A 24,791-nucleotide genomic window follows, 5' to 3' on the forward strand; every position below is an offset into this window, starting at 1 on the left:
TATGTCATCATTCTTAGCTAAATTGGAAATGGATGGTAATACTCATAATGTTCTCAAATGTAAATATAGTTTTAATCAAGGGGTAGATAGTACAGGAAAACCACAAGCAACTATCCGTGGGGGACAAATCTATTTAACGATAGAAAGTACAGGAGCGCCCTATTTTGTTGATTGGATGTTATCCACAGAAAAAACAAAAGATGCAAAGATTATATTTTATCGTAGAGATGCCATGAGTAAACTTCAAGAGGTAAAATTTGAAAAAGGATATTGCATTGAATTTTCAGAGGAGTTTGATTCTGTGAATAATGAACCAATGAAAATTAACCTTGTTATAGTTGCAAAATCACTTTCTATAAGCAATGTGGCTTATGAAAATGTTTGGAAAATTGGATAATTAAGTATATCTATATAAAATCATTGAAAATTGTTAATTTTCAAAAAAAAATAAGGCGATACAATCGCCTTTTATTTTTTAAAAATAATAAATAATACTATAGAAATCAATGCTAAAATTTAATCAAATATGCATTTGATTGCTAGACTTAGTTAGATGTTTTTTCTTTTTCTTTTTTTCTGATCCGGATTAATCGCTCTTTCCCGTTTTAGTTTTAAATATTTATCAAACTGTTCAGTTGATAATACTTCTTTTAATTTAAAATCAATTTCCCTGTTGTTGTTTTCAATCAAAAATCGTATCTCTTGATTGTCAATACCGGTATCCATTACATTTTTTAGATATGTAGTTTTTTCTAATATGAATTCTTTAAGCTCTAATTTTTGAAAATCGTCAAGGATTAGGTCTTTATCTAATGTTGTAATTTGTTTTTCTGTAATTTCTTCAGGCTTAAAAGAATTATTATTTTGTGCATAGGAAATTGAAAAAGTAGTTACAACTAAAAATATATGTAAATAGCTCTTAAATGATTTCATGTTCTAAAAATTATTGTTATAAAAATACTTAAAAAATCGGCTTAATAAGCTTAATACAAAAATTTTGAAACTTTTTTATATTTTAGTACATAAATAAGATGTCGTGCTTGATTTGTCCCAAATAAAAAAAAAATTAGCAGATTATTGCGTCTATCAGGATCGCAGTCATTATGAGGTTGAACAAAAATTGAAAGAATTAAAAACTTTAAATGAGGATGAGAGGGGGGAAATACTCATATGGTTGATACAAAATAACTTTTTGAATGAGGAAAGATTTTCTAAATCATATGCTAGAGGGAAATTTTATCAAAAAAAATGGGGGAAGAATAAAATTAAGCAAGGATTAAAGCAAAAGAGAATTCCAACTAATTTAATAGATAAAGGGATTGAAGAAATTAACGAGGAAGATTACAAATCAACTCTCATGGAGTTGACTGAAAAAAAATGGAATATTCTTAGGGAATCTGAAGTATATTTAAAAAAGAAAAAAATATATAATTATCTATTACAAAAAGGGTATGAATACAATTTAATCAACGAAATACTTAAGAATTATTAAGAGTATTGATTTAATAAATCTATAATTTCTTGTGCAGCTCTTACGCCGCTTTCTCTCCATTTTATTTCTCCTTTTTTAAAAATAATTAAGGTAGGTACTGATTGAATATGATATGCACTTGCCAATTTTTGATTTTTATCTATATCAATTTTAATAATTGTTGCTTTATCTCCAATTTTTTCTTTAACCTCTTTCAATATTGGTGCTAACATTTTACAGGGTTGACACCACTCTGCGGAAAAATCAATTAACACGGTTTTATCTCCTTGAATTATATCGGTAAAATTTGACATAAATATTCCTATTTATTATTTATATAGTTTAATACAAAAATTAAACCGTTGGATAAATTATTACGATTTTTTATCGTTATTTATTTAATACAATTACATTATTGAAAAGTCATTTTAATTTTTTAGTTGAAGATTAAGATAATGTTATTAAAAGTAATAAACTAAATTATAGTGAGTAAAATTTATTGAATAAAATAAAGTTTTATCAATTAATGGGTATATCAAAAAAAAGTATAAATTCGTTAATTTATAAAATTGCTAAGTAGATCAATATTCATACTAATTACTATATGCTTGGGATTATTTATCCAGGCTCAGGATATTGATTGGAAAAATCCAAATTTCAAGTGTAAAAAAATTGTAATAAAGGACACCTTAGTAGTACTTGATTCTCTAACGATTATACCTGAGCCGATTTCCATAAAGAATAAAAATAATGAAGAAATAAACTCCAAATTATATTCATACCAATCGACACTAAATGCGATAAAAATTGATCCTTTATTGATAGGTCAGGAATTAAAAATTTGTTATTACCTATTTCCTGAAAAAAAAGAAAAAATAATTTATTCTAAAGATACGTCACTAATAGTGAGAATTAATAAGCCTTTAAAACTATATGAAATAACTGAAAAAGTAAAGAAAAATAATGAATTTTTTCAAAATTTGACAAGTTCAGGGACCTTAATTAGAGGAATCACTTTTGGAACCAATCAAAGTGCTTCCGTTCAGTCTTCATTGGATTTAGAGCTATCCGGTCATTTAAGTAAAGATGTTATGATAAAAGCAGCAATATCAGATCATAATATACCTATACAAGCCGACGGATATACCCAACGATTGGATGAATTTGATAAAATCTATATTGAGCTTTCTAATAAAAATTCTTACTTAAGAGCGGGACATTTAGATTTGATTCAAGAACAAGATTATTTTGCCAATTTCTCGAGAAAGATTACGGGTATGCAAATTGGAACACGAATAAAACGTACAAATTCATTTACCGATTTATATGCTTTAGGTTCACTTTCCAGAGGTGAATTTAATCGAATGAAATTTACCGGAATAGAAGGAAATCAAGGGCCTTATAAATTAAAAGGAAAACAAGGAGAACTTTTTATAATTGTATTATCAGGCTCAGAAAAAGTTTATATGAACGGTGCGTTATTAAAAAGGGGCGAAGATCAAGATTATACGATCAATTATAATACGGGAGAACTTACTTTTACCTCTAAAACCTATATTTCGTCCAATAGTCGTATAGTAGTAGAATATATTTATAATACCACTACTTATACACGTTTTTTACTATATACGGGTGGAAAATATCAATCTGAAAGATTTACTTTTAGTGCCAATATATTTTCTGAAAATGATACCAAAGCTAGTAATCAGGAACTAACAGATAAACAAAAAGAAGTTTTACGTGAAGCAGGAAACGAAATAGACCGAATGTATGCGCCGAATGCGGTATTAACCGAATATGATCCAAACAAAATTTTATATAAAAAAATTAATACGGGTCAAGAATTAATTTATCAATATTCAACCGATAGCTCAGAAGAATTATATACACTTTCATTTACCTATATGGGGGCTAATAAAGGAAATTATAAAATTGTATCACTTCCTGTAAATGGTCGTGTATATGAATATATTCCTCCAATTGACGGGATATTACAAGGGGAATATGAACCCGTAACCCAATTGATTCCACCTCAAAAAACACAAATAGTTTCAACTCATGCAGAATATAGGTTTAATAAAGGTAATTTGGGTGTTAATTTGGCACTAAGCGATCATGATGAAAATACGTTTTCGTCTATTGGAAATGGCAAAAATAATGGATTTGCAAGCAAATTATATTTAAATAAGAATATAGATAAAAAATATTGGAAAAGTAATTTTAATTTATCCCATATTTTTATTCAAAAAAACTTTCACATCTTAGAAAGAATTAACCAAGTTGAATTCGATAGGGATTTTAATATTTCACAAGAATTCAACGGCATAAATCAGAACCAATTAAGTCTGGGTTGGCAAAACATACTATATGAAAAATGGAAGTTAAATTACACCTTGAATTATTTAGAAGAAGAAAATTTTTATAAAGGATACAAAAATGATATACACCTGGGATATGCTACTAATAATACAGCCATATCTACAAATGTTAGTTATTTATATTCCAAACAACAAGACAGTATCCATTCAAATTTTATAAAGCATATTTCGGAAGTTAATCAACAAATAGGAAAGGTGAAAGTAGGAATCGGTTTAAAAGGAGAAACCAATAAAGTTAAAAACAATTTACTTTCAAAATTTACCTCATCCAGTTTTAACTGGAATGAAATATATGCAACCTTACTCACAGATAGCGCAAAATTTTTTACCCAATTAAAAATTTATGCCAGAACAGATGATTCCGTACGTATTGGTAAACTGAAAAATTTTACCACTTCCTATGGAACGATCATAAACAATCAATTGATACAATCTCAAAAACATAATTTAAATATTGATTTCCATTATCGTAAAGTGCATTACAGTAAAGCTATATATACAAACCAAAAAGATGAAAATTACTTATTAGGATCTATTCATTGGAATAAAATTTTACTTAAAAGCGGATTAGTCTTAAATTCTGAATATGAGTTGTCGAGTGGTCAGGAAGCCCAAAGAGAATTTAAATATGTAAAAGTGACGGATGGAAAAGGCATTTATAAATGGACGGATTATAATGGGAACGGAATAGAGGAAATTGATGAATTTGAAGTGGCAGAATTCAGCGATCAAGCACAATATATACGAGTTTATACAGACAATGTAAACTATTTAAAATCAAATAATAATAAATTACTGTTTACAATTCATGTACATCCCTCTCGTTTTCTTAATTCCGACTGGTGGAAAAGAATAACCTTACAATCTGCTTTTCAATCGATTTCATCTTACAAGAAAAAAAATAAAACCGTTGAACTTAATCCGTTTTCCAATAAAGATCTCTTGACTCAGACACAGAATATAACTACAAATTTATCATTTAATCGAATCAGTGTACACAAATGGACCGGAGCTTTTCAATTCATGGAAAATAACTCTACACAATTTATATTTACCGGAAAAGACAAAAGAAATAGTGTCAATTTTCAAACTTTAGTAAATTATAAACCATGGGATTTATGGATTTTTTCTCTTCAAAATAATTTTATCACAGATAAAAGTAGATCTCAACTTTTTGTTACCAAACGATTTACCATTGAAACAACAGCTTTTCATCCTTCATTAACCTATGAAATTCAAAAAAATATCAACCTGAAAGCCTTACTAAAGTATCAACATAAAAAAAACAAATTAGGAAATGAACGGTTAGAATGGAAACAAGCCGGATTTGAATGCCATTGGAATGATGAGAAAAGAACCTCTCTTACCGGCACTTTTTCATATATAAAAAATGAATTAAAAGGAAATAATTTTTCCTTGGTATCCAGTCAGATGATGGAAGGACTACTAAGTGGAAAAAATATGATATGGAAAGCATATCTTCAACGGGAGCTTAGCTCTGTTTTTACATTGAATATAATATATGATGGTCGCAAAAGTGAAGATTCAAAAACCATACATACAGGAAGTGTTCAGATAAAAGCTTCGTTTTAATAATTAAATCTTAATTTGAGGAGTAAAAAATATTAACAGTTACCAAATAATTTAAAAAATGGTTATGATTTATAATTAATGATGTTTCTTATAAAAAATATTAATTACTTATAAATTTAATTATCACTATATCAAAACGATTAAATAGATCAAACATTTTTAAAAATAAAATGAATTTTATAAAAAACTAAAATTAAGATAAAATCAATCAATTATATCTGTGAAATTTATTACATTTGGTTCATAAACTAAATAATTCTAACATAAAGCTTATAATGAAAAAACTGATTTGGATTTTTTTTGTTCTTACCCTAGTATCCAATGCGCAAGTAAAGAATCCTATCCAGTGGAAATCGGAAATAAAACACGAAAAAGATAATATCTATGAAGCCGTATTCACAGCTATTTTAGAGTCGGGGTGGCATGTATATTCCAAAGATATAAAGGTTGAAAATGCAATTCCAACTTCATTTTCATACCCCGAAAATTCCTTAATAAAATTAATTGGTCCAACTAAAGAAATTGGTAAAAAAATTGAAGAATATTCCGATGTATTTGAAGGAACTTTGATTTATTATTCCAATAAAGTTGAATATAGGCAACGAGTTGAGGTTTTAGGTTCTAAACCGGTTGTATTTGAAGCAGATGTTGAATATCAGATATGCAATGATAAAGTATGTTTAGCACCTGATGAAGAAACATTTTCATTCAAATTGATCCCTAAGTCAATAAATCAAGATAAGTCAACGGTCTTACTTAAAGACACGGTAAAGCAACTGACTCAATCGAATCCAAAAATAGATTCCGTTCCTTTAACTCCAATAAAAGATTCCATTCAAAAGATTAATACGGTTACAGAAAGTTATAAAAATCAGATCATTATACCCGGCTTTAATATAGCTGATCCGATTAATAAAGATTGCGGAGATAGGATAATTAAAAAAGAAGGTTATATATGGATTTTTACATTTGGTTTTTTAGGAGGATTGGTAGCTTTGCTAACCCCGTGTGTATATCCTATGATTCCATTAACCATATCCTATTTTACCAAACATGCTAAAAGTAAAAAAGAAGGCAAGAAAGATGCCTTGATTTACGCTTTTTTCATAGTGTTAATTTTCGTACTATTTACACTGCCCTTTCATCTTATAAGTGGTATAAATCCGGATATTTTTAATCAGATTGCCACCAATGTATGGTTGAATCTAATCTTTTTTGTGATTTTTATATTGTTTGCTTTTAGTTTTTTTGGATATTACGATATAACGTTACCCGGATGGATGGCTAATAAATCTGATAAAGCTTCCGAATCGGGAGGTATAATAGGTCTTTTTTTCATGGCTTTAACCCTGGTAATCGTTTCATTCTCATGCACTGGTCCTGTTTTAGGAAGCATACTGGCGAATGCAATTCAAAACCCGAATCAGTTGACCGTAGCATTTGGAGGATGTGGATTAGCTTGGGCACTAGTGTTTGGTATATTTGCATTGTTTCCTCAATTTTTACATACGATGCCTAAATCAGGAGGATGGATGAATACCGTTAAAGTTGTTTTAGGTTTTTTAGAATTGGCATTAGCGTTCAAATTTTTATCAAAAGCAGATTTAGTAGCTAAAACTTTCTTGTTGAAAAGAGAAATTTTTATCGCGATCTGGATCCTTATTTGTATTTCAATTTTATTATATTTATTAGGTGTAATTAAATTTCCTCACGATAATAAAAAAGTAAAAATCAATATAGGAAGGATAATCTGGGCTTGTCTCTTTGGCTTGATTGGGGTTTATATGATCCCCGGATTGTTTCCTTCAGAAAAGCCTAATCTAAAATTGCTTAGTGGACTTACTCCACCTATGCAAATTAGCATATATCCAAACAACCAAAAAAATGGTGTTTTAGGATTGAACATCTTTCATGACTATGAGAAAGCAAGGGAAATAGCAAAAAAGGAAAATAAACCCATATTCATTGATTTTACTGGTTATGGATGTGAAAATTGCCGAAAAATGGAAGAATATGTGTGGAGTGAACCGGATATTTGGAACATCTTACACGATAAATTCATAATTTCATCTTTATACGTTGATGATTCTGAAGAATTGCCTAATAATGAGCAACAAACCCTTCATTTAAAAGATGGAAGAAAAAGAAAAATTAAAACAATAGGAAATAAATGGTCTACTTTTCAAAGAGAGAACTTTAATTCCAATTCTCAACCATTCTATGTATTAGTGACGCCGGATAATAGAATTTTGAATTTTCCGGTTGCAGGTTATATGGATAAAGAAGAATTCAAAAATTTTCTACTATGTGGATATACTACTTATGATGAGCTAAATTAAGAATTCAAAAAGGAAAAATTTTTATTTAAAATATAATTAGTTAACTAATTGAATGCATAAATTATGAAAAAAAAATTAGTTGTTTTAACAGGAGCTGGGATGAGCGTAGAAAGTGGATTAAGCACATTCAGAGATTCTGGAGGATTATGGGAAAATTATAATGTACAAGAAGTTGCTTCTATTGAGGGATGGTATAAAAACCCGGAATTAGTGCAGAATTTTTATAATATGCGCAGAGCCGAGTTGCAAAAACATGAACCGAATCGGGGACATCATTTGCTGAAAGAATTGGAATCCATTTTTGATATTTCAATTATAACTCAAAATGTTGACAACTTTCACGAAAGAGCTCAATCAACACATATACTTCATTTACACGGTGAACTGACAAAAGTAAGAAGCGAAACTAATGAATCACTAATTTATGATACGTTACAAGATGTTCATATGGGAGACTTAGCAGAAGATGGTGGACAATTACGTCCCCATATAGTATGGTTTGGAGAAATGGTTCCTGAAATGGAAAATGCCGTTGAAATAACTCAAAATGCCGATATTTTTTTAGTCATTGGAAGCTCACTGCAAGTATATCCGGCTGCATCTCTACTTGATTTTGTTCCGGTTACTTCCAAAATATTTGTCATAGATCCTAAACCTTTCCGAACCTCATTGCGCAATGATATCATATTCATACAAAAAGGAGCATCCGAAGGATTGGAATATTTCAAAGAACATTATGCTAATGCTTTATAAAATAAATAATAAGGCATTATTAAAAAATAGGGAATCAGTATTTTAACTATTTATACGTAAACTAATTAAAACTTTTAACGGAAATAAAAGAATAAAAACTATGATATAATTTTTTATATTTGAAAAAATAATAAAGTATATACTATGAATATTATTCTTTTTGATGGGAAAGAGTATTCCGATCTTTTGCCCTTAACTTTTACACGACCGGTAGCTGAACTAAGGATGGGAATATTAACATTTGCAGAAAGATGGAAACTTATTTTCCAAACGGAAAAAATCTCTTATCTAACTCAAGGATATCTTTCAGAAAAATATACTCTTCAAAATGAAGAAGAAAATGTATTTATAAATCCCGCCTATTTTCCAAATCAAGATTTTATTTTCCAATTAAAAAATTTAAAATTCGGAGAAGCTTTTTATTATCAGGAAGAGCTGGTAGCAGCAAAAACTACTCTTGAAAATTTTCAATTAAATAATTTTGTAAAAAAATTGGATATAACATTTGAAAGCTTTCACATACAATATCCTTGGGATTTGTTTACTTATAATTCAGATGCCATTACTTATGATTTCCAATTAATTACACAAGGCAGAAAATCATGTACCTTATCAAATACCGTTAGAATCATAGGAGATACTTCAAAACTGTTTGTTGAAGAAGGTGCCGTAGCTGAATGTGCAATACTCAATACTAAAGAAGGCCCCATTTATTTAGGTAAAAATTCTGAAATTATGGAAGGAGCGATGATTCGAGGCTCCTTTGCCTTAGGTACAGGTTCTAAAATAAATATGGGAGCGAAAGTTTATGGCGGAACAACAGTCGGACCGTATTCCAAAGTAGGAGGAGAAGTAAATAATATTATAATCTTAGGATATTCAAATAAAGGACATGACGGTTTTGTAGGAAATTCGGTAATAGGTGAATGGTGTAATTTGGGAGCAGATACCAACTCCTCAAACTTGAAAAATAATTATGCAGAAGTTAAGCTTTGGAATTATACAAAACAAAAGTTTATTAATTCAGGATTACAATTTGCAGGGATGATCATGGGGGATCATTCTAAATCAGCTATAAACACACAATTTAATACAGGCACGGTAGTAGGAGTTTCGGCTAATATATTTACTTCCGGTTTTCCACCCAATATTATTAAATCTTTCTCATGGGGCGGTAAATCAGAGAGTCCTAATTTTAAATTGGAACAAGTATTTGAAGTTGCAGAAAGGACTATGAAAAGAAGGGGAATTGAATTATCTGAACTGGATAAGAAAATTATAGGATATATCTATAACAATTACTAATAATTTATACGGATTTTCTAATAAAGTTTAATATAAATTTTTAATCAATTTGTATATGTTAAATTTCATTCAGTTAAATTTTTTGTAAGAAAAAAAAATTATAAATTTGCCCCTTGAATTAATTATATAAATTAATAATAAGATAGGATGGCTGGAACTTATAATAATGTTCTTGAGTTAATTAACAATACGCCGTTAGTTCGCTTAAACAGAGTAACAGAAGGAATGAAAGGTTCTTTTTTTGCAAAATTAGAATGCTATAATCCCGGACACTCAACTAAAGACAGAATTGCGCTTCATATTATTGAAAATGCTGAAAAACAAGGTTTATTAAAGCCAGGGGCAACCATAGTTGAAACTACTTCAGGAAATACAGGTTTTTCCATAGCTATGGTAAGTATCGTGAAAGGCTATAAATGTATAGTAGCAGTTAGCGATAAAACAAAACCTGAAAAAATCTCATTTCTTAGAGCAATGGGAGCTAAAGTTTATTTATGTCCGGCTAATGTTCCGGCAGATGATCCCAGATCCTATTATGAAGTTGCCAAAAGAATAGCAGCAGATACCCCTAATTCCTTATATATTAATCAATATTTTAATAAAGAAAACACAAAATCTCATTATTTAAGTACAGGACCTGAAATTTGGGAGCAAACGCAAGGGAAAATTACCCATCTTATTGGATGTACAGGAACCGGAGGAACACTTACGGGAGCTGCACAGTTTCTCAAAGAAAAAAATCCTGATATTAAGGTAATAGGAGTGGATGCAGTAGGTTCCGTATTAAAAAAATATTTTGAAACAGGAGAATTAGACCGTAACGAGATTAAGCCTTATCAAATTGAAGGCTTAGGTAAAAATTTAATCCCTGGTGCATTAGATTTTTCTGTTATCGATCAATACGTTAAAGTATCAGATGAGCCCAGTGCCTATGCTACCAGAGAATTAGCTCTAAAAGAAGGAATGATGGTAGGATATACCAGTGGAGCAAGCTTAACAGCAGCACGTACCATAGCAGATACTTTTAGTGATCACTCATTGGCTGTTTTAATTTTTCCGGATCACGGTTCCAGATATATGACTAAAGTTTTCAGTGATGAATGGATGGCATCTCAAGGTTTTGTTAACAGCAAATTGAATGGGTTAGAATCTCACGCTACTGTAGAAAAAATATAACTAACTTTGGTTAAATTGTAACAATGGATATTTTTGAAAGAATAAAAAATAATCCCGGTCCACTAGCTAAATATGCGGACTATGGGGAAGGAGAATATATATTTCCTGTTCTAGAAGGAGAAATCAGCCCAAGAATGAAATTCAAGGGTAATGACATGATCATCTGGAGCATTAATGATTATTTAGGATTGGCTAATCATCCTGAAGTACGAAAAGCAGATGCTGATGCAGCAGCTCAATATGGTATGGCTTACCCTATGGGAGCTAGAGCCATGTCGGGGCAGACTCATTACCATGAAGAATTGGAAAAACAATTGGCTAATTTTGCAAACAAAGAATCAGCTTATTTATTAAATTTTGGATACCAGGGAATGTTATCGATTATAGATACATTGGTTTCTAAAAACGATGTAATCGTTTACGATGTAGATAGCCATGCTTGTATAGTTGATGGAGTAAGACTTCATTTTGGAAAAAGATTTACCTATCAGCACAACGATATAGAAAGCTTGGAAAAAAACCTGAAAAGAGCGGAAAAAAATGCAGCAGAATCAGGAGGAGGTGTTTTAGTTATTACCGAGGGAGTTTTCGGAATGAGAGGAGAGCAAGGTAAATTAAAAGAAATTGTAGAACTGAAAAAGAAATACAATTTTAGATTATTAGTTGATGACGCTCACGGATTCGGTACACTTGGTAAAACAGGAGCAGGAGCAGGAGAAGAGCAAGGCTGCCAGGACGGTATAGATGTTTATTTTTCAACATTTGCAAAATCTATGGCCGGAATAGGTGCATTTGTAGCTTCTAATAAAGAAATAATCAGATATTTAAAATACAATTTAAGATCTCAAATTTTCGCAAAATCTTTGCCGATGCCTATGGTGATTGGTGCGTTAAAAAGATTGGAATTGTTAAGAAGCAAACCCGAACTTAAAGATAAATTATGGCATAACGTAAAAAAACTTCAAGAGGGGTTGAAAGCCAGGGGATTTGATATCGGTAAAACCAATACTTGTGTAACTCCTGTATATATGCAGGGAGATCCTATCGAGGCTACTTTATTAATTAAAGATATTCGTGAAAATTATAAAATTTTTACCAGTGTTGTAGTATATCCGGTTATTCCTAAGGGAATGATACTTTTACGTTTAATACCAACGGCTTCACATACAGATGAAGAAATTGATAAAACCTTGGATGCTTTCGAAGCTGTTAGAGATAAGCTGGTTGGAGGTGTATATAAACAACAAATGACAGATTTAAATTTAAATATTTAATCTTTCTGTTTAAATAAAAAAATAAAAACCTGATTATTTTAAATAATCAGGTTTTTTTATGCGATAAATTTTCAATTTATTTTTAAGTATTCAAATTATTAATCAAAAGGTGAAAGTTTAAAAAAAAACTCTTTTAATTTGAATAATTATCCATTTTTATTATTCTTTATTTTTAGAATCTATGAGAATGGTTACCGGACCATCATTGAGTAAAGAAACTTTCATATCTGCACCGAATATCCCGGATTGGACAGGCTTTGATAATATATTGGATAATTGATCTTTAAATTTTTCATACATAGTATTGGCAAATTCTTGATTTGCAGCTTTTATATAACTGGGTCTGTTACCTTTTTTTGTGGAAGCATGAAGGGTAAATTGGCTTACTAATAAAATATCCCCTCCAATATCCAAAATTGATTTATTCATTATTTCATTTTCATCATTAAATATTCGAAGGTTACAAATTTTATTAGACAACCAATCTATATCTTCCCGGTTGTCTGCTTCCTCAATACCTAAAAGTATCAACAAACCATGATTAATTTGGCCAACTATTTTATTATCAACTTTCACGGAAGATTCTAAAACTCTTTGGATAACCACTCGCATAAAATTAAATCTTAAAATTATAAATCATTTAAAATTTTAGTAATTTCACTCAAATTAGGAGCTATAATAATGTCAACCCTTCTATTAGCTGCTTTTCCGGTAGCTGTAGAATTACTGGCTAGAGGAGCATATTCACTTTTACCGGAAGCGGTCATTTGCTTAGGCGAAACTCCTTCAGATTGAAGAATTTTAGTTATGGCGGTTGCACGCATTACAGATAAATCCCAATTGTCTTTAATACTTCCGCTACCGGCATATTTATCGGAATCTGTATGTCCTTGAATAATTATATTTAAATTTTTATCTTTAGATAAAACTTCGGAAAGGTCGTGAAGAGCTTTTATACCTTCCGTTTCTACCGTCCAACTTGCTGATGGAAACAGAAGTTTATTCTCCATGGAGACGTAAATATTTCCATCTTTTTCTTCAACAGTTATTCCTTTTCCTGAATAATTTTTTAAAGCGATTTGAAGTTTGTTTTTTAATTTGGAAACCGATTCTTTTTGTTGAGAAATTAAGTTTTCCAACTCATTAATTCTTTTAATTTTTTCTTGTAGCTGACCTTGGGTTTGCTCTAATTCATTTAATATTTTTTTTCTGGATTGTTCCGTAGTTTGAACTTGATCAGCTATTTGTGCGTTTTTGGCTTTAAGATCTTCCATATCTTTAAGTCGTGTAGCATATTCAATTTGAAGATCTGAATATTCAGCATCCAGCTGTGCTTTCTTTTTAGCCAGGGCGTCTTGTTGTTCTTGTAATGATGAATATTGGTCGGATAAAGATTTTAATTCGTTTTCTTTTTCTTGAATTGCTTTTTGACTTTTTCTTTCTCCTTGCAATGAAGCATAATATTTTTTTTCCAATTCATCGTATCTGGATTGAGGTACACACGATGCGGCGAGAATTACAAGAGAAATAATACAAGTTGCTTTTTTCATAATTAGATAATTTAATTAAAGATTTTGTGTTTTATTTAGGTCGAAATCAATACCTACCGGAGCGTGGTCGGAGTGTACTGCTTGAGTTAAAATATAAGCTCTTTGCAAATGTTTTACCAAAGGCTTGGTAACCAAAGTATAATCGATGCGCCATCCTTTATTATTGCTTCTGGCTGTTTTTACACGGTATGTCCACCACGAATATTGATTGGGTTCATGATTAAAAACCCGTAAAGTATCTACCAAATTACATTGATCAAAGAAACGATCCATCCATTCTCTTTCTTCAGGAAGAAAACCGGAAACTTTAGCATTTCGAACCGGATCATTGATGTCTATGGCTTTATGACAAATATTTATATCGCCATTTATAATAAGGTTTTTAAACTCTTTTTCTAATTTTTTAATATAATTTAATAAATATTCACAAAATTTCATTTTAAATCCTAAACGAGAAATATTGGTTGCAGAGGGAACATAAACACTTAAAACTGAAAAGTTTTCAAAATTTGCTTGTAATACTCTTCCTTCTTGATCGTATTCTTGCTCATCACAACCATATTTCACTGAAACCGGTTTTTCTTTAGATAAAATTGCTACTCCGCTATATCCCTTTTTTTCTGCCGGAAACCAGTAGGAATGATAACCCAAACTTTCAAATACTGTTGAGTCGAATTGATCAGTGTGTGCTTTTATTTCTTGCAAGCAAAGTATATCAGGATTGGCAGATTTCAACCAATCAAGTAAGCCTTTATTTAATGCGGCTCTTATTCCGTTAACGTTGTAACTCAATAGTTTCATTTTACAAAAGTACTGTTTTTTTATATTTCAGATTTTTATAAAAAAGCGTTTTACTTGTTAATAATAAATTAAAAATGAAATGTTATTTAAATCACTAGTTTATAGTATAAAGTAACTACATAACAAGTTAGAAGTTTACAATTGGCTAATAAGTAGAGAGAGAAATATATTTTAAAATTTGATATTTTATTTTAAAATGATGTATTCAAGACTAAGTATTCATTGAGTAATAATAAAATATGATATAATTCAGCTTTATTTAAATAGTATTATAATATAAATTTGTATTTTATATAAAATAAAATTACTATGAATTCTTTATATTTATCTGTATTAAATTTTATAAGTTCTCTGTTTTTATAGGTTGTATCTGATCAGGAAATCTAAATTTAAAAATTTCTATCAATGAGAGTAATTTAATTAGTAATCATTTATGAAATGTATTTGTAAAACTAAGGATAATGATATAAATGTGCTTGTATGAAGATTAATATTTTATTAGTTTTATTCTTTCAGTTCTTCCTAAGTTTTTCTCAAAAAGTACATATTAAAGGAGAAATAAAATTTGAAAAAGTTAATTCCGGTCATTTAGCTGAAATAATTCTGGCAAATCGAGATTCGATAGTAGGAAAAGTTATAGTCAAAGAAGAAGGTAGATTTTGTTTTGATCATTTGTCTCTAGGAAATTATAACTTGATCATTAAAAAATCGGGGGAAGTTTTATATGCTCAAAGCTTGGAACTTAAAGAAAATACTGATTTAGGTATACTATCCATAAGAACGCCTAACGAATTACAGGAGATATTAGTTACCGGAAAAAAAAGGTTAATTGAAAAGAAAGTTGACCGAACGATTTATAATATTGAAAATTCAATAGGATCCGCCGGAACAGATGTTTTAGATATTTTACACCTTATGCCGGGAATAGAGTTACGAAATAATCAATTATTTCTTACAGGTAAAAGTTCGGTAAAAGTGATGATTGATGATAAAATCCTTTACTTGAATGGTGATGATTTATTTAATTATTTAAAAAGTATTCCTTCTGACCAGGTAAAGACTATTGAAGTTATAACTACGCCTCCCTCACAATATGATGCAGAAGGTAACTCAGGTCTCATAAATATAAATTTAAAAAAAATCAAAAAAGATTTTTGGGCATCTAACCTTACGTCTTCATATAAACAAGGGTATTACGCATCAGGTAATTTTGGAGCAAACTTTACTTACAGTAAAAATAAAATAAACTTTGGACTATCATCTAATTACTCGAACGGCAATTACAAAAATTTAAAAAAAAGTAAGGTGTATTATCCCGAGCAATTATGGGATGAAAAGGAAACAGGTAAAAATTATCAAAATACACTCAGTTCAAAATTTTTGTTAGATTATCAATTAACTTCTAAATGGAATTCAGGAATACAATATTTGCTCAATTATTCAGAACCGCATTCTCGATATAAGGATATAACAAATTTCCATACATATGAAAATAAATTGGATTCATTACTCAGGACTAAAAGCTATGAAAATTCTACAAAAAGATTGAATTCACTTAATTGGTATTCACATTTTACCATTGATAGTTTAGGTAAAAAAATAAAATTGAATTTTGATTATTTTAACTACAATACTGAGAAAAAATACAATTATTTAACCCGTTCTTATGGGACTCACAACGATCTAATTACGCGTTATTTCCCAGTTGAAAATAAGGGATCGCTAGATATAGATAATTATAGCGGCCAGGTTGATATTGATTACCCCCTTTCTTTTATAAACTTACAATACGGGGCTAAAATATCTTTTACGAAAACGAAAAGCAGTTTAAGGAATTACCTGACAAAAGGTGAGAGTGTAATTGAAAAAACGCATCAAGATGACTTTATATATAAAGAAAATTCGCAAGCTCTTTATGTTTCAGTCAATAAAGAAATGAAAAAATGGGATATTCAACTAGGGATTAGAATGGAAAATACGCAAACTCGTGGAAATTCCATTTCACTTAATGAATGCAATAAAAATAATTATTTGAAATTTTTTCCAACCTTATATATACTTTATAAAGCTAACGAGAATAATTCTTATTCTTTTACCTATTCAAGAAGAATTGACCGGCCGGATTACAATTCTGTTAATCCTTTCAGGAATTATTCTAATCCCTATCAATATTCTGAAGGGAATCCTTTTCTAAAACCTGTCATTAATAACAGTATTGAGTTATCTTATTATTATAAAGACATTATACAAACCATTTTACAATTTATGATTCAAAAAGATAACTTTAACGATGTTACCTATTTGGATAAAGATAGTTATGTACAAGCAACAAAAGTGGAGAATTATTTTGATAATTACGGAGTAGGGATAATTCAATCTTTTACCTATACTAAATTGAATTGGTTGCAAAGTAATCTAATGTTAGTCGGGGGATATCTATATTTAAAATCTAAAATTTATCCGATCACGGATAAATCTCAAGAAGGATTTATGGGTAGAATACAAGCTAATAATACATTTATCCTTAATAAAAGTAAGACACTGTCAGCAGACTTGATAATTTCTTATTACCCGCGCAGTCAAGGAGCTTTAAGTACCAATTATTCATTAACACAAATGGATATGTTTTTTAAAGCTCTACTGTTGGATAAAAAAATGCAATTATCCTTACAGTTTACTAACCTATTTAATGCAGATCAGTTTAGAAATAAAAGCACCAATAACGGCATAAGTGCTAAATATAGAGGGTATTATGAATCTCCTTCAATACGAATATCGTTAAGCTATAAATTAGGAAGTTCAACAGTAAAAGTAAAAAATATTGAGGGTAGTAATACAGAAGATCAGAATAGAATTAAATAAAAAATACAGATTGCAATCGTTGTCCATAAATGAGTCAAGACACAAAAAGGTTACTCTAAAATTTATAATAATTATTCAAATATGAAAACAACAAAAAAAGTTGACGTTAAAAAATTTGAAACATTACAAACGTCAGGAGAAGTTTTAAAAGGAGGTTTTTCAAAATCATTAACTGCAGTTGATGCTAAGGATGTAATGGGTGGATGTATGAATGTAGGAATTTGTATAAATAAATGTACGGGTCCGGGTAGATGGAAATGTTAACAATCTTACTTTAGTCTAACAGAGTATTGTTAGCAGCAATACTCTGTTATGGACTATTACATATAAGTTTAAAAAAATGTCAGCTGGATTTTATAAAGCTTTATAGATATGTAAGAATGAGTAACAGATGTATTTTAAATACTCGCATAGTTGTGTTAAAATATAAAGAGTCAAAGATAAACAAAACAAAGTTTTGCCTATGAGCACTTGGTTTATATTCAAATGAATTATCATGACTTCTTATGTCTTATTAAAATATTAATCTAGCAATCATTTTTTAAAATATATAACGAATAATAAGATTTACTATAACGATCATCTAAATGTAAATACAATATTATAAAAGTATAAAATAAGTATAAAGCAAATAAATGGATTTTATTTTTCAATATTAGTAATAGAAGAGAACTTAATAAATTAAATAAATATAATGGAAATACATTCTATGAAATATAGTCATTATAATGTATGCTTACCTTATGGAGAGCAATATGTTTTATATAATACCCTTGAGCAACGATTACTTTTTATACAATCTGAACTTAAAGAATTAATGGAAATGTATAAAACATCAGAGCTAAAAGAAATCCATCCGGAATTTTTCAATTATATGGTAGAAGAAAAATTTATTATTAATGAGGAAATAGATGAGCTGGATGAAATAAAAAAAATAAGTAAAAGCATTGATGAAGATAATTCATTGTTTTTATTAACTATCAATCCAACTATGAATTGCAATTTTAAATGTTGGTATTGTTATGAAAATCTGGTAAAAAGTTCAAGGTTAGATGAAAATGGACTTTCTAAAATCAAAAAGTTGATAGATACCATTACCAATAATAAGGATTTAAAAAATATGAATATTTCATTTTTTGGCGGAGAACCTTTATTATATTTTAATAAAAATGTAATTCCTATAATTAATTATTATTTAGAAAGATGTGCAGAGAAAAATATAAATGCTTATACATCTTTCACTACTAATGGATATTTAGCAAATCAAGAATTTATAAATTTTTTCTTGGATAAAAACGTCAGATGCAATTTACAAATCACCTTAGATGGTCATAGAGAAGAACATAATAAAGTGCGCTATATAAGTCAAAATAAAGGTTCTTATGATAAAATTGTTTCAAATATAAAAAACTTGATAAAAAATAAATTCTATGTGAATGTTAGAATAAATTTCACTGATTCAAATATTTTTAATGCAAACAAAATTTATGACGATTTTGAAGATGTCGAAGAAGATATTAAAACTCAATTTTTAAAATTCGATTTTCATAGAGTATGGCAAAATAAAAAAATAGATCAGACACAAGATATTGCTGATAAAGAAATGAATCAAATAAATAGCAAAGGAGGGAAAACCTCATGCCATGAATACAGCCCGGATACCCTTCGAAATTCATGCTATGCAGATAAAAAAAATAGTGTTGTTATCAATTATAACGGAGATATATTTAAATGCACGGCCCGTGATTTCTCAACTAAAAATAGGGAAGGATATTTAACGGAAAACGGAGAATTATTTTGGGAAAATGACTCCTTAAATAAACGAATGAATTCAAAGTTCAAGAATCGCCCATGCTTAGAGTGTAAAATTTTACCTTTATGTAATGGGGGATGTTCTCAAACTGCCTTGGAAAGTCTGGCCGCTAATAGAGAGTATTGTGTGTATTCATGGGATGAGACAGAAAAAGAAAAGGTTATAAGAAATAAAATAAGTGAAATTTTAGAGAATGCGAATAAATAAAAGGCATCGTTTACAATTTTATAATCAACTCGAAAGCAGCGATTGCGGAGCAGCCTGTCTAGCCATGATCATGAGCTATTTTGGCAAAAAAACTTCACTTAATTATATTAAATCTTTTTTTGAATTTACTCGTATTGGAGTATCTGTACAAGATCTCGTGGATGTCTCCGAAAAATTAGGATTAACAGCCCATGCGTTAAAATTAACTGTTGAAGAATTAGATGAAATTCCCACGCCTTATATTTTATATTGGAAACAAAGTCATTTTGTAGTTTTAGAAAAAATAGTTAAAAAGAAAAATCAAGTTTATTATCATTTAGCAGATCCCGGTTATGGTAAGGTAGTACTAGATAGAGAATCTTTTATAACTGAGTGGAAAGAAAACAATACTAAGGGGATCGTTTTATTTTTAGAACCTTCTGAAAATTTTTGCTCTATAAAAATTGATAGTGTAAAAAATAAAAGTTTGTTTCAATCCAGTATAATAAAATATACATATGAATTTTTAAAAAATCATAAACGTAACTATTTTCTTGCTATATTTTTAGTTTTCATAGGATTAGTGACGAATTGGTTCATTCCTTTTACTTTTCAGAACATTATTGATTTAGGAATTTCTTCAAAATCATTACGAGTAGTTTATTATCTTTTATTAGCGCAATTTATTTTGTTCATCTCTAATTTTGCCTCGGACTTTTTTAGTCAAATTGTGCTTACCAAGCTAAATTTTATATTAAGTATTGAATTACGGAAAACATTACTTTTAAAAATATTACGTTTGCCCATAGTTTTCTTTGACACTCAAATAAATACGGAAATTCTACAACGATTGGAAGATCAGCAAACCATTCAACGGTTTTTTACTTGGAAAGGGGTTACTTTACTATTGAGTTTTTTAAATGTGGTTGTTTTTAGCTGTGTATTGGCATATTTTAGCATAACCATATTTTGTGTATATCTGGTATTGTCAATAATTTCAGTATTGTGGTTTTCTATTTTTTTTAATAAACGAAATATAATTGAATATGCATCATTTTTAAAAAGATCAGAAAACAGCAATAATATATACGAATTCATAATGAATATGCCTGAGATAAAAATTAATAATGCTCAGGAAAAAATTATTGATCGAATTATTTCTACTCAAGATAAATTAAACCGATTGGAAATTAAATCGTTACTTTTAAATACCTATCAGCTTTTTGGAGTAGATACACTCTCCAAATTAAAAGAAATTATTGCCATAGCATTTTGTGCAACATTTATCATAGAGGACCAAATGTCTTTGGGAACTTTAATGGGAATATCCTATGTCATCGGACAACTTTCATCACCACTACAAAATTTAATTATGTTTCTTCGTGATACACAAGATACCATTATTGCCAATAAAAGAATTGAACTAATCTATGAAATACCTGATGAAGATTCTCAAAATAAAAAGCACATAAAAAATTGCGTTATTCATAATATTTATATTGATCATGTGTCCTTTAAATATCCTGGAACCCATAATCCCTTTATACTAAAGGATATACATATGGTAATACCTAAAAACTCCATAACGGCCATTGTCGGCGCTAGTGGTAGTGGTAAAACAACTCTGTTGAAATTATTATTATCGTACTATCCTATAAAAAAAGGAGGAATATATTTAGATACCTGTTCCATGAATGATATAAATGCCGAAGAATGGAGAGAGCGATGTGGAACAGTGCTTCAAAATGGAACCATCTTTAGTGATACCATTGCAAGTAATATTTCCATGTCCGGAAAAAGCTATGATGTAGATAAACTTAGAAAAGCAGCAAAAATAGCGGGAATACAAGATTTTATAGAAAACTTACCGATGCATTATTTCACTCGTGTTGGGAATGCCGGGATAGAATTATCGGGCGGACAAAAACAAAGAATTCTTATAGCTCGAGCTGTTTATAAAAATCCTGAATACTTATTTTTTGATGAAGCTACTTCTGCTTTAGATTCTGAAAATGAAAGGATTATTCACAACAATTTACAAGAATTTTTTAAAGGTAAAACCGTGATAATTATAGCTCATCGATTGTCAACGGTTAAAAATGCAGATCAGATAGTAGTTTTAAAAAACGGTCAAATAGTAGAAACAGGAAATCATAGCCAATTAGTAAAATTAAGGTCAAATTATTATAATTTGGTTAAAAATCAATTGGAATTGGGCACATAATCCTAAATTAATTCAATCCTTCCAAAAACTCAATTACCGATGAAAAACTAATTTCTTCAATAATTTTATAAAGAGGTAAAGTTCTTTTATACTATATAAATATCATGGATATTTCAAAAAATTATATCAATCGACTAAAAAAATAATTATTAAGTTGATTATAAATTAAAATTATAAAAAAACAAAATATTTTATATGATAAAAATCATAAAAACACAAAATAAATAAAAGGGATAAAATATCTGTTTTATATTGTTTTTGATTAAAATTAAAATAAATTATCTTTAAATTTTATCTCAAATTTTTTAAAGATATATTATAAAACTTAATAATATGTTTAAAATATATAACATCTCGTTATAAATAATATTTATTGATATAAATTTGCCATAATTTTTATAACAAAAACTATGAAAATTTTCTATTTATTTGTTATCATATTAGTATGTAATTATTCATATTCTCAAGAAATTACTCTTAAAGGAAGGCTTGAATTAAATGAAAATATATTTGAAAATAAATACAAAATATATTTGATCAAACAAGATTCTATTATCATTACTTCAGAGATAGATGATCATAAAAACTTTAATTTTAGAAATTTATACGAAGGATTATACGAGTTAAAAATTAAAGAAGATAATGAAGAATTATATTCCCAATCGTTAATAATAAAAGAAAATACAGACTTAGGAATAATTAATCTGTCTACCGGTGTAAAATTACAGCAGATAGTAGTTACAGGAAATAAAAAATTAATTGAGAGAAAAATAGATCGAACCATATTTAACGTTGAAAATTCAGCTGCAACCTCAGGAGGAGATGGTTTGGATGTATTGAAATTAACTCCGGGAATACAAGTTATAAATGATCAAATATCCATGGTCGGTAAAAGTAGCTTGAAAGTATTAGTTAATGATAAGATCATACCACTATCTGATGATGATTTAATTAATTATTTAAAATCCATTTCATCTGATAATATTAAGAAAATTGAAGTGATCACCGCGCCTCCCGCGAAATACGATGCTGAAGGAAATTCGGGATTAATAAATATTGTTTTAAAAACAAGTAAAAAGAATAATTGGAACAGTTATATTGGTGGGACTTATAAACAGGCTAAATATGCGTTATTTAATGAAAATTTAGGATTTACATTTAATTATAAAAAACTAACATTCAATACTGCTATAGATTTTTATAATGGTAAAAATTTTTCACAATTGATCAATAAATATAGTGAATTTACTGATAAAAATATCAATAATTATATTAATAGTAATTTTAAGCTAAAAAAATACTTTAATGGAAACCTTGATTTGGATTATCAAATAATAGAGAAATTAAATTTAGGGGTTCACTTATTGTATAAGAAAACAGAAGGTTCTTTAAATCTGTATAATAAACAATATCAATATAATTTATTAAATCCAAATATTTTGACGAATAGTGTGTCAAAAGAAATCGAAGAAAGAGAAAACTTTTATTCGAATTTTTACACACACTATAAATTGGATAGTCTGGGAAGTAAGATTAAATTTAATTTGAATTATTTTAAAAATACGAGAAAAGAAAATGCAATTTTAAATTCAAAAGATTATATAGATTTTGATTCGTATTTACCTACAAACGATTTTGCCTCTCTGGATACAAATAATCAAAAAATTTCAAATTATTCTGGAAATTTAGATATAGAGCAAAAATTAAAAAATTTGGGAATAGATTATGGAATTAAAATATCGCATAGTAAAATAGCTAATAATATAGGCTATAGTGAAAATAAAGAAGGAAAAAATGATTTTCAAGAAAAATACAAAGATCTTTTGGAATATAAAGAAAACATTCAAGCAATTTATTTTTCAGGGAAAAGAAAAATTTTGGATAAATGGGAAATACAAATCGGATTACGATTGGAAAGCTTTCAAAGCAAAATTAATTCCATAGTATCTAAAGAAGAATATAAATCTAATTCAATTGAATTGTTTCCGAGCTTTTATTTATCGTATGTGTTAAATGAAAAAAATACTTTTACATTTATCTATACAAGACGTATAAATAGACCTTGGTATAGGGCATTAAATCCGTTTGTTCTTCATATAAATAAAAATACAACACAAGCAGGTAATCCATATCTACATTCTTCAAATTCAGATAATTTAGAATTAAATTATACCTGGAAAAATAAGTGGACAAGTGGGATCTATTTTTATAAAGCGGAAGATGTGATAAATATGGTAAATTATTTAAAAGAGGACGACACTAATTTTTTGCATTATAAATTTGAAAACAGTGTCAACGAGTATTCCATAGGTCTAAATCAAAATTATGTATTCAATACATTTAAATTTTGGGAAAGTACTCTTACATTAAATTTATTTTATAAAGAAAATAAATCTAAAATTGAAGGTTTTAATTCAAATAATACTATAAGTTCAAGCTTAGAGACAAATAATAATTTATTTCTAAATAGAAATAAAACTGCATATTTTACCATAGTATATCAATATAATTTTCCTCAGTATGATGGGACGGATAAATTGAAATCCTTTTCAAATTTTGGTGCAGGATTGAAATGTCTGTTTCTTGATAAAAAATTAGTGCTTTCCTTATATGCCAATGATATTTTTAAAACATTTAAATATAAAGTATATAGTGTATACAATCAAAATAAGAATAAAATTACTGATTATGAATTTTCACAAAATCTAAGGTTTTCGATAAAATATAATTTTGGAAATAATTCAATAAAATCAAAGTCTATTAAAACAGGTAATGAGGAAGAACAGATCAGAGCTAAATAAGCTATCTGATATTTATAAGACAATCTATTTTTATCTTTAAAAAGAGTGTAAATTCAAAAAACAGGAAATCAAAGCCAATTAGCAAAATTAAAGTCAAATTATTATAAACTGGTTTAAAATCAATTGGAATAGGGTACATAATCCTAAATTTATTCTAAAAAAAAAAAATCATATTTCAATTATGATAAAAAATCATTTTTTAAAATAATTATAATTTAAAATAAAAATATTTCACTTTATTCAAGATAAAAATAAGTATAAAGTA

The 24,791-nt window shown here is 28.5% G+C and carries 18 protein-coding genes; 13 read left to right on the forward strand and 5 right to left on the reverse strand.

Going from position 1 to position 24,791, the window contains the following annotated elements; all coding sequences use genetic code 11:
- Window position 1 precedes the first annotated feature (1 nt).
- Window positions 2-397 (forward strand): type VI secretion system tube protein TssD, encoded by a 396-nt coding sequence (gene tssD, locus GFV00_RS08030; protein WP_160557348.1) that lies wholly within the window; start codon window positions 2-4, stop codon window positions 395-397.
- A gap of 152 nt (window positions 398-549) precedes the next feature.
- On the opposite strand, the gene GFV00_RS08035 is transcribed toward tssD, so the two are convergent.
- Window positions 550-933: a hypothetical protein gene (locus GFV00_RS08035; protein WP_160557347.1), complete on the reverse strand. Its 384-nt coding sequence runs from the start codon at window positions 931-933 to the stop codon at window positions 550-552.
- 103 nt (window positions 934-1,036) lie between these two features.
- Between GFV00_RS08035 and GFV00_RS08040 the strand changes: the two genes are divergently transcribed.
- Complete coding sequence (locus tag GFV00_RS08040; RefSeq protein WP_160557346.1) at window positions 1,037-1,492, forward strand: regulatory protein RecX; 456 nt, start codon at window positions 1,037-1,039, stop codon at window positions 1,490-1,492.
- Here the strand turns inward: GFV00_RS08040 and trxA are convergent.
- On the reverse strand, window positions 1,489-1,785 hold the full coding sequence (gene trxA, locus GFV00_RS08045; RefSeq protein WP_105297236.1) for a thioredoxin: 297 nt from the start codon (window positions 1,783-1,785) through the stop codon (window positions 1,489-1,491). The two genes, GFV00_RS08040 and trxA, sit on opposite strands and share 4 nt — an antisense overlap.
- Before the next feature lie 294 nt (window positions 1,786-2,079).
- Between trxA and GFV00_RS08050 the strand changes: the two genes are divergently transcribed.
- The 6 genes from GFV00_RS08050 (at window position 2,080) to GFV00_RS08075 (ending at window position 12,289) form a co-directional block, all read left to right on the forward strand.
- A complete protein-coding gene (locus GFV00_RS08050; RefSeq protein ID WP_160557345.1) occupies window positions 2,080-5,442 on the forward strand; it encodes a hypothetical protein in 3,363 nt (1,120 codons plus the stop codon).
- A gap of 275 nt (window positions 5,443-5,717) precedes the next feature.
- Complete coding sequence (locus GFV00_RS08055) at window positions 5,718-7,781, forward strand: cytochrome c biogenesis protein CcdA (protein WP_160557344.1); 2,064 nt, start codon at window positions 5,718-5,720, stop codon at window positions 7,779-7,781.
- Window positions 7,782-7,844: 63 nt separating this feature from the next.
- The gene (locus tag GFV00_RS08060) at window positions 7,845-8,534 is read left to right on the forward strand and encodes a Sir2 family NAD-dependent protein deacetylase (protein ID WP_160557343.1); all 690 of its coding nucleotides are present in this window, start codon (window positions 7,845-7,847) and stop codon (window positions 8,532-8,534) included.
- A gap of 144 nt (window positions 8,535-8,678) precedes the next feature.
- Window positions 8,679-9,839 (forward strand): GlmU family protein, encoded by a 1,161-nt coding sequence (locus GFV00_RS08065; RefSeq protein ID WP_160557342.1) that lies wholly within the window; start codon window positions 8,679-8,681, stop codon window positions 9,837-9,839.
- A gap of 147 nt (window positions 9,840-9,986) precedes the next feature.
- Complete coding sequence (locus tag GFV00_RS08070; RefSeq protein WP_160557341.1) at window positions 9,987-11,015, forward strand: PLP-dependent cysteine synthase family protein; 1,029 nt, start codon at window positions 9,987-9,989, stop codon at window positions 11,013-11,015.
- Window positions 11,016-11,038: 23 nt separating this feature from the next.
- Window positions 11,039-12,289 (forward strand): pyridoxal phosphate-dependent aminotransferase family protein, encoded by a 1,251-nt coding sequence (locus tag GFV00_RS08075; protein WP_105297230.1) that lies wholly within the window; start codon window positions 11,039-11,041, stop codon window positions 12,287-12,289.
- A gap of 159 nt (window positions 12,290-12,448) precedes the next feature.
- On the opposite strand, the gene dtd is transcribed toward GFV00_RS08075, so the two are convergent.
- The 3 genes from dtd to GFV00_RS08090 are packed head-to-tail and all read right to left on the reverse strand — an operon-like array spanning window position 12,449 to window position 14,640.
- Window positions 12,449-12,901 carry a D-aminoacyl-tRNA deacylase gene (gene dtd / locus GFV00_RS08080; protein ID WP_160557340.1) on the reverse strand — a complete coding sequence of 151 codons (453 nt, stop codon included), beginning with the start codon at window positions 12,899-12,901 and terminating at the stop codon, window positions 12,449-12,451.
- A 17-nt stretch (window positions 12,902-12,918) separates the two neighbouring features.
- Window positions 12,919-13,839 (reverse strand): OmpA family protein, encoded by a 921-nt coding sequence (locus GFV00_RS08085; protein ID WP_160557339.1) that lies wholly within the window; start codon window positions 13,837-13,839, stop codon window positions 12,919-12,921.
- Window positions 13,840-13,854: 15 nt separating this feature from the next.
- On the reverse strand, window positions 13,855-14,640 hold the full coding sequence (locus GFV00_RS08090) for an exodeoxyribonuclease III (RefSeq protein ID WP_160557338.1): 786 nt from the start codon (window positions 14,638-14,640) through the stop codon (window positions 13,855-13,857).
- Between the two features lie 480 nt (window positions 14,641-15,120).
- Between GFV00_RS08090 and GFV00_RS08095 the strand changes: the two genes are divergently transcribed.
- The 5 genes from GFV00_RS08095 to GFV00_RS08115 all read left to right on the forward strand — a co-directional run bounded on the left by GFV00_RS08095 (window position 15,121) and on the right by GFV00_RS08115 (window position 24,526).
- The gene (locus GFV00_RS08095) at window positions 15,121-17,502 is read left to right on the forward strand and encodes an outer membrane beta-barrel family protein (RefSeq protein ID WP_160557337.1); all 2,382 of its coding nucleotides are present in this window, start codon (window positions 15,121-15,123) and stop codon (window positions 17,500-17,502) included.
- Between the two features lie 81 nt (window positions 17,503-17,583).
- Complete coding sequence (locus GFV00_RS08100) at window positions 17,584-17,766, forward strand: hypothetical protein (RefSeq protein WP_160557336.1); 183 nt, start codon at window positions 17,584-17,586, stop codon at window positions 17,764-17,766.
- Between the two features lie 430 nt (window positions 17,767-18,196).
- A complete protein-coding gene (locus GFV00_RS08105; RefSeq protein WP_160557335.1) occupies window positions 18,197-19,522 on the forward strand; it encodes a radical SAM/SPASM domain-containing protein in 1,326 nt (441 codons plus the stop codon).
- Window positions 19,509-21,725 (forward strand): peptidase domain-containing ABC transporter, encoded by a 2,217-nt coding sequence (locus GFV00_RS08110; protein ID WP_160557334.1) that lies wholly within the window; start codon window positions 19,509-19,511, stop codon window positions 21,723-21,725. The genes GFV00_RS08105 and GFV00_RS08110 overlap by 14 nt, the downstream gene beginning before the upstream one ends.
- A 410-nt stretch (window positions 21,726-22,135) precedes the next feature.
- Window positions 22,136-24,526 carry an outer membrane beta-barrel family protein gene (locus tag GFV00_RS08115; protein WP_160557333.1) on the forward strand — a complete coding sequence of 797 codons (2,391 nt, stop codon included), beginning with the start codon at window positions 22,136-22,138 and terminating at the stop codon, window positions 24,524-24,526.
- Window positions 24,527-24,791: the final 265 nt, after the last annotated feature.

Origin of the sequence: Apibacter sp. B3935 (genome assembly GCF_009827705.1) — a bacterium.
GTDB lineage: Bacteria > Bacteroidota > Bacteroidia > Flavobacteriales > Weeksellaceae > Apibacter.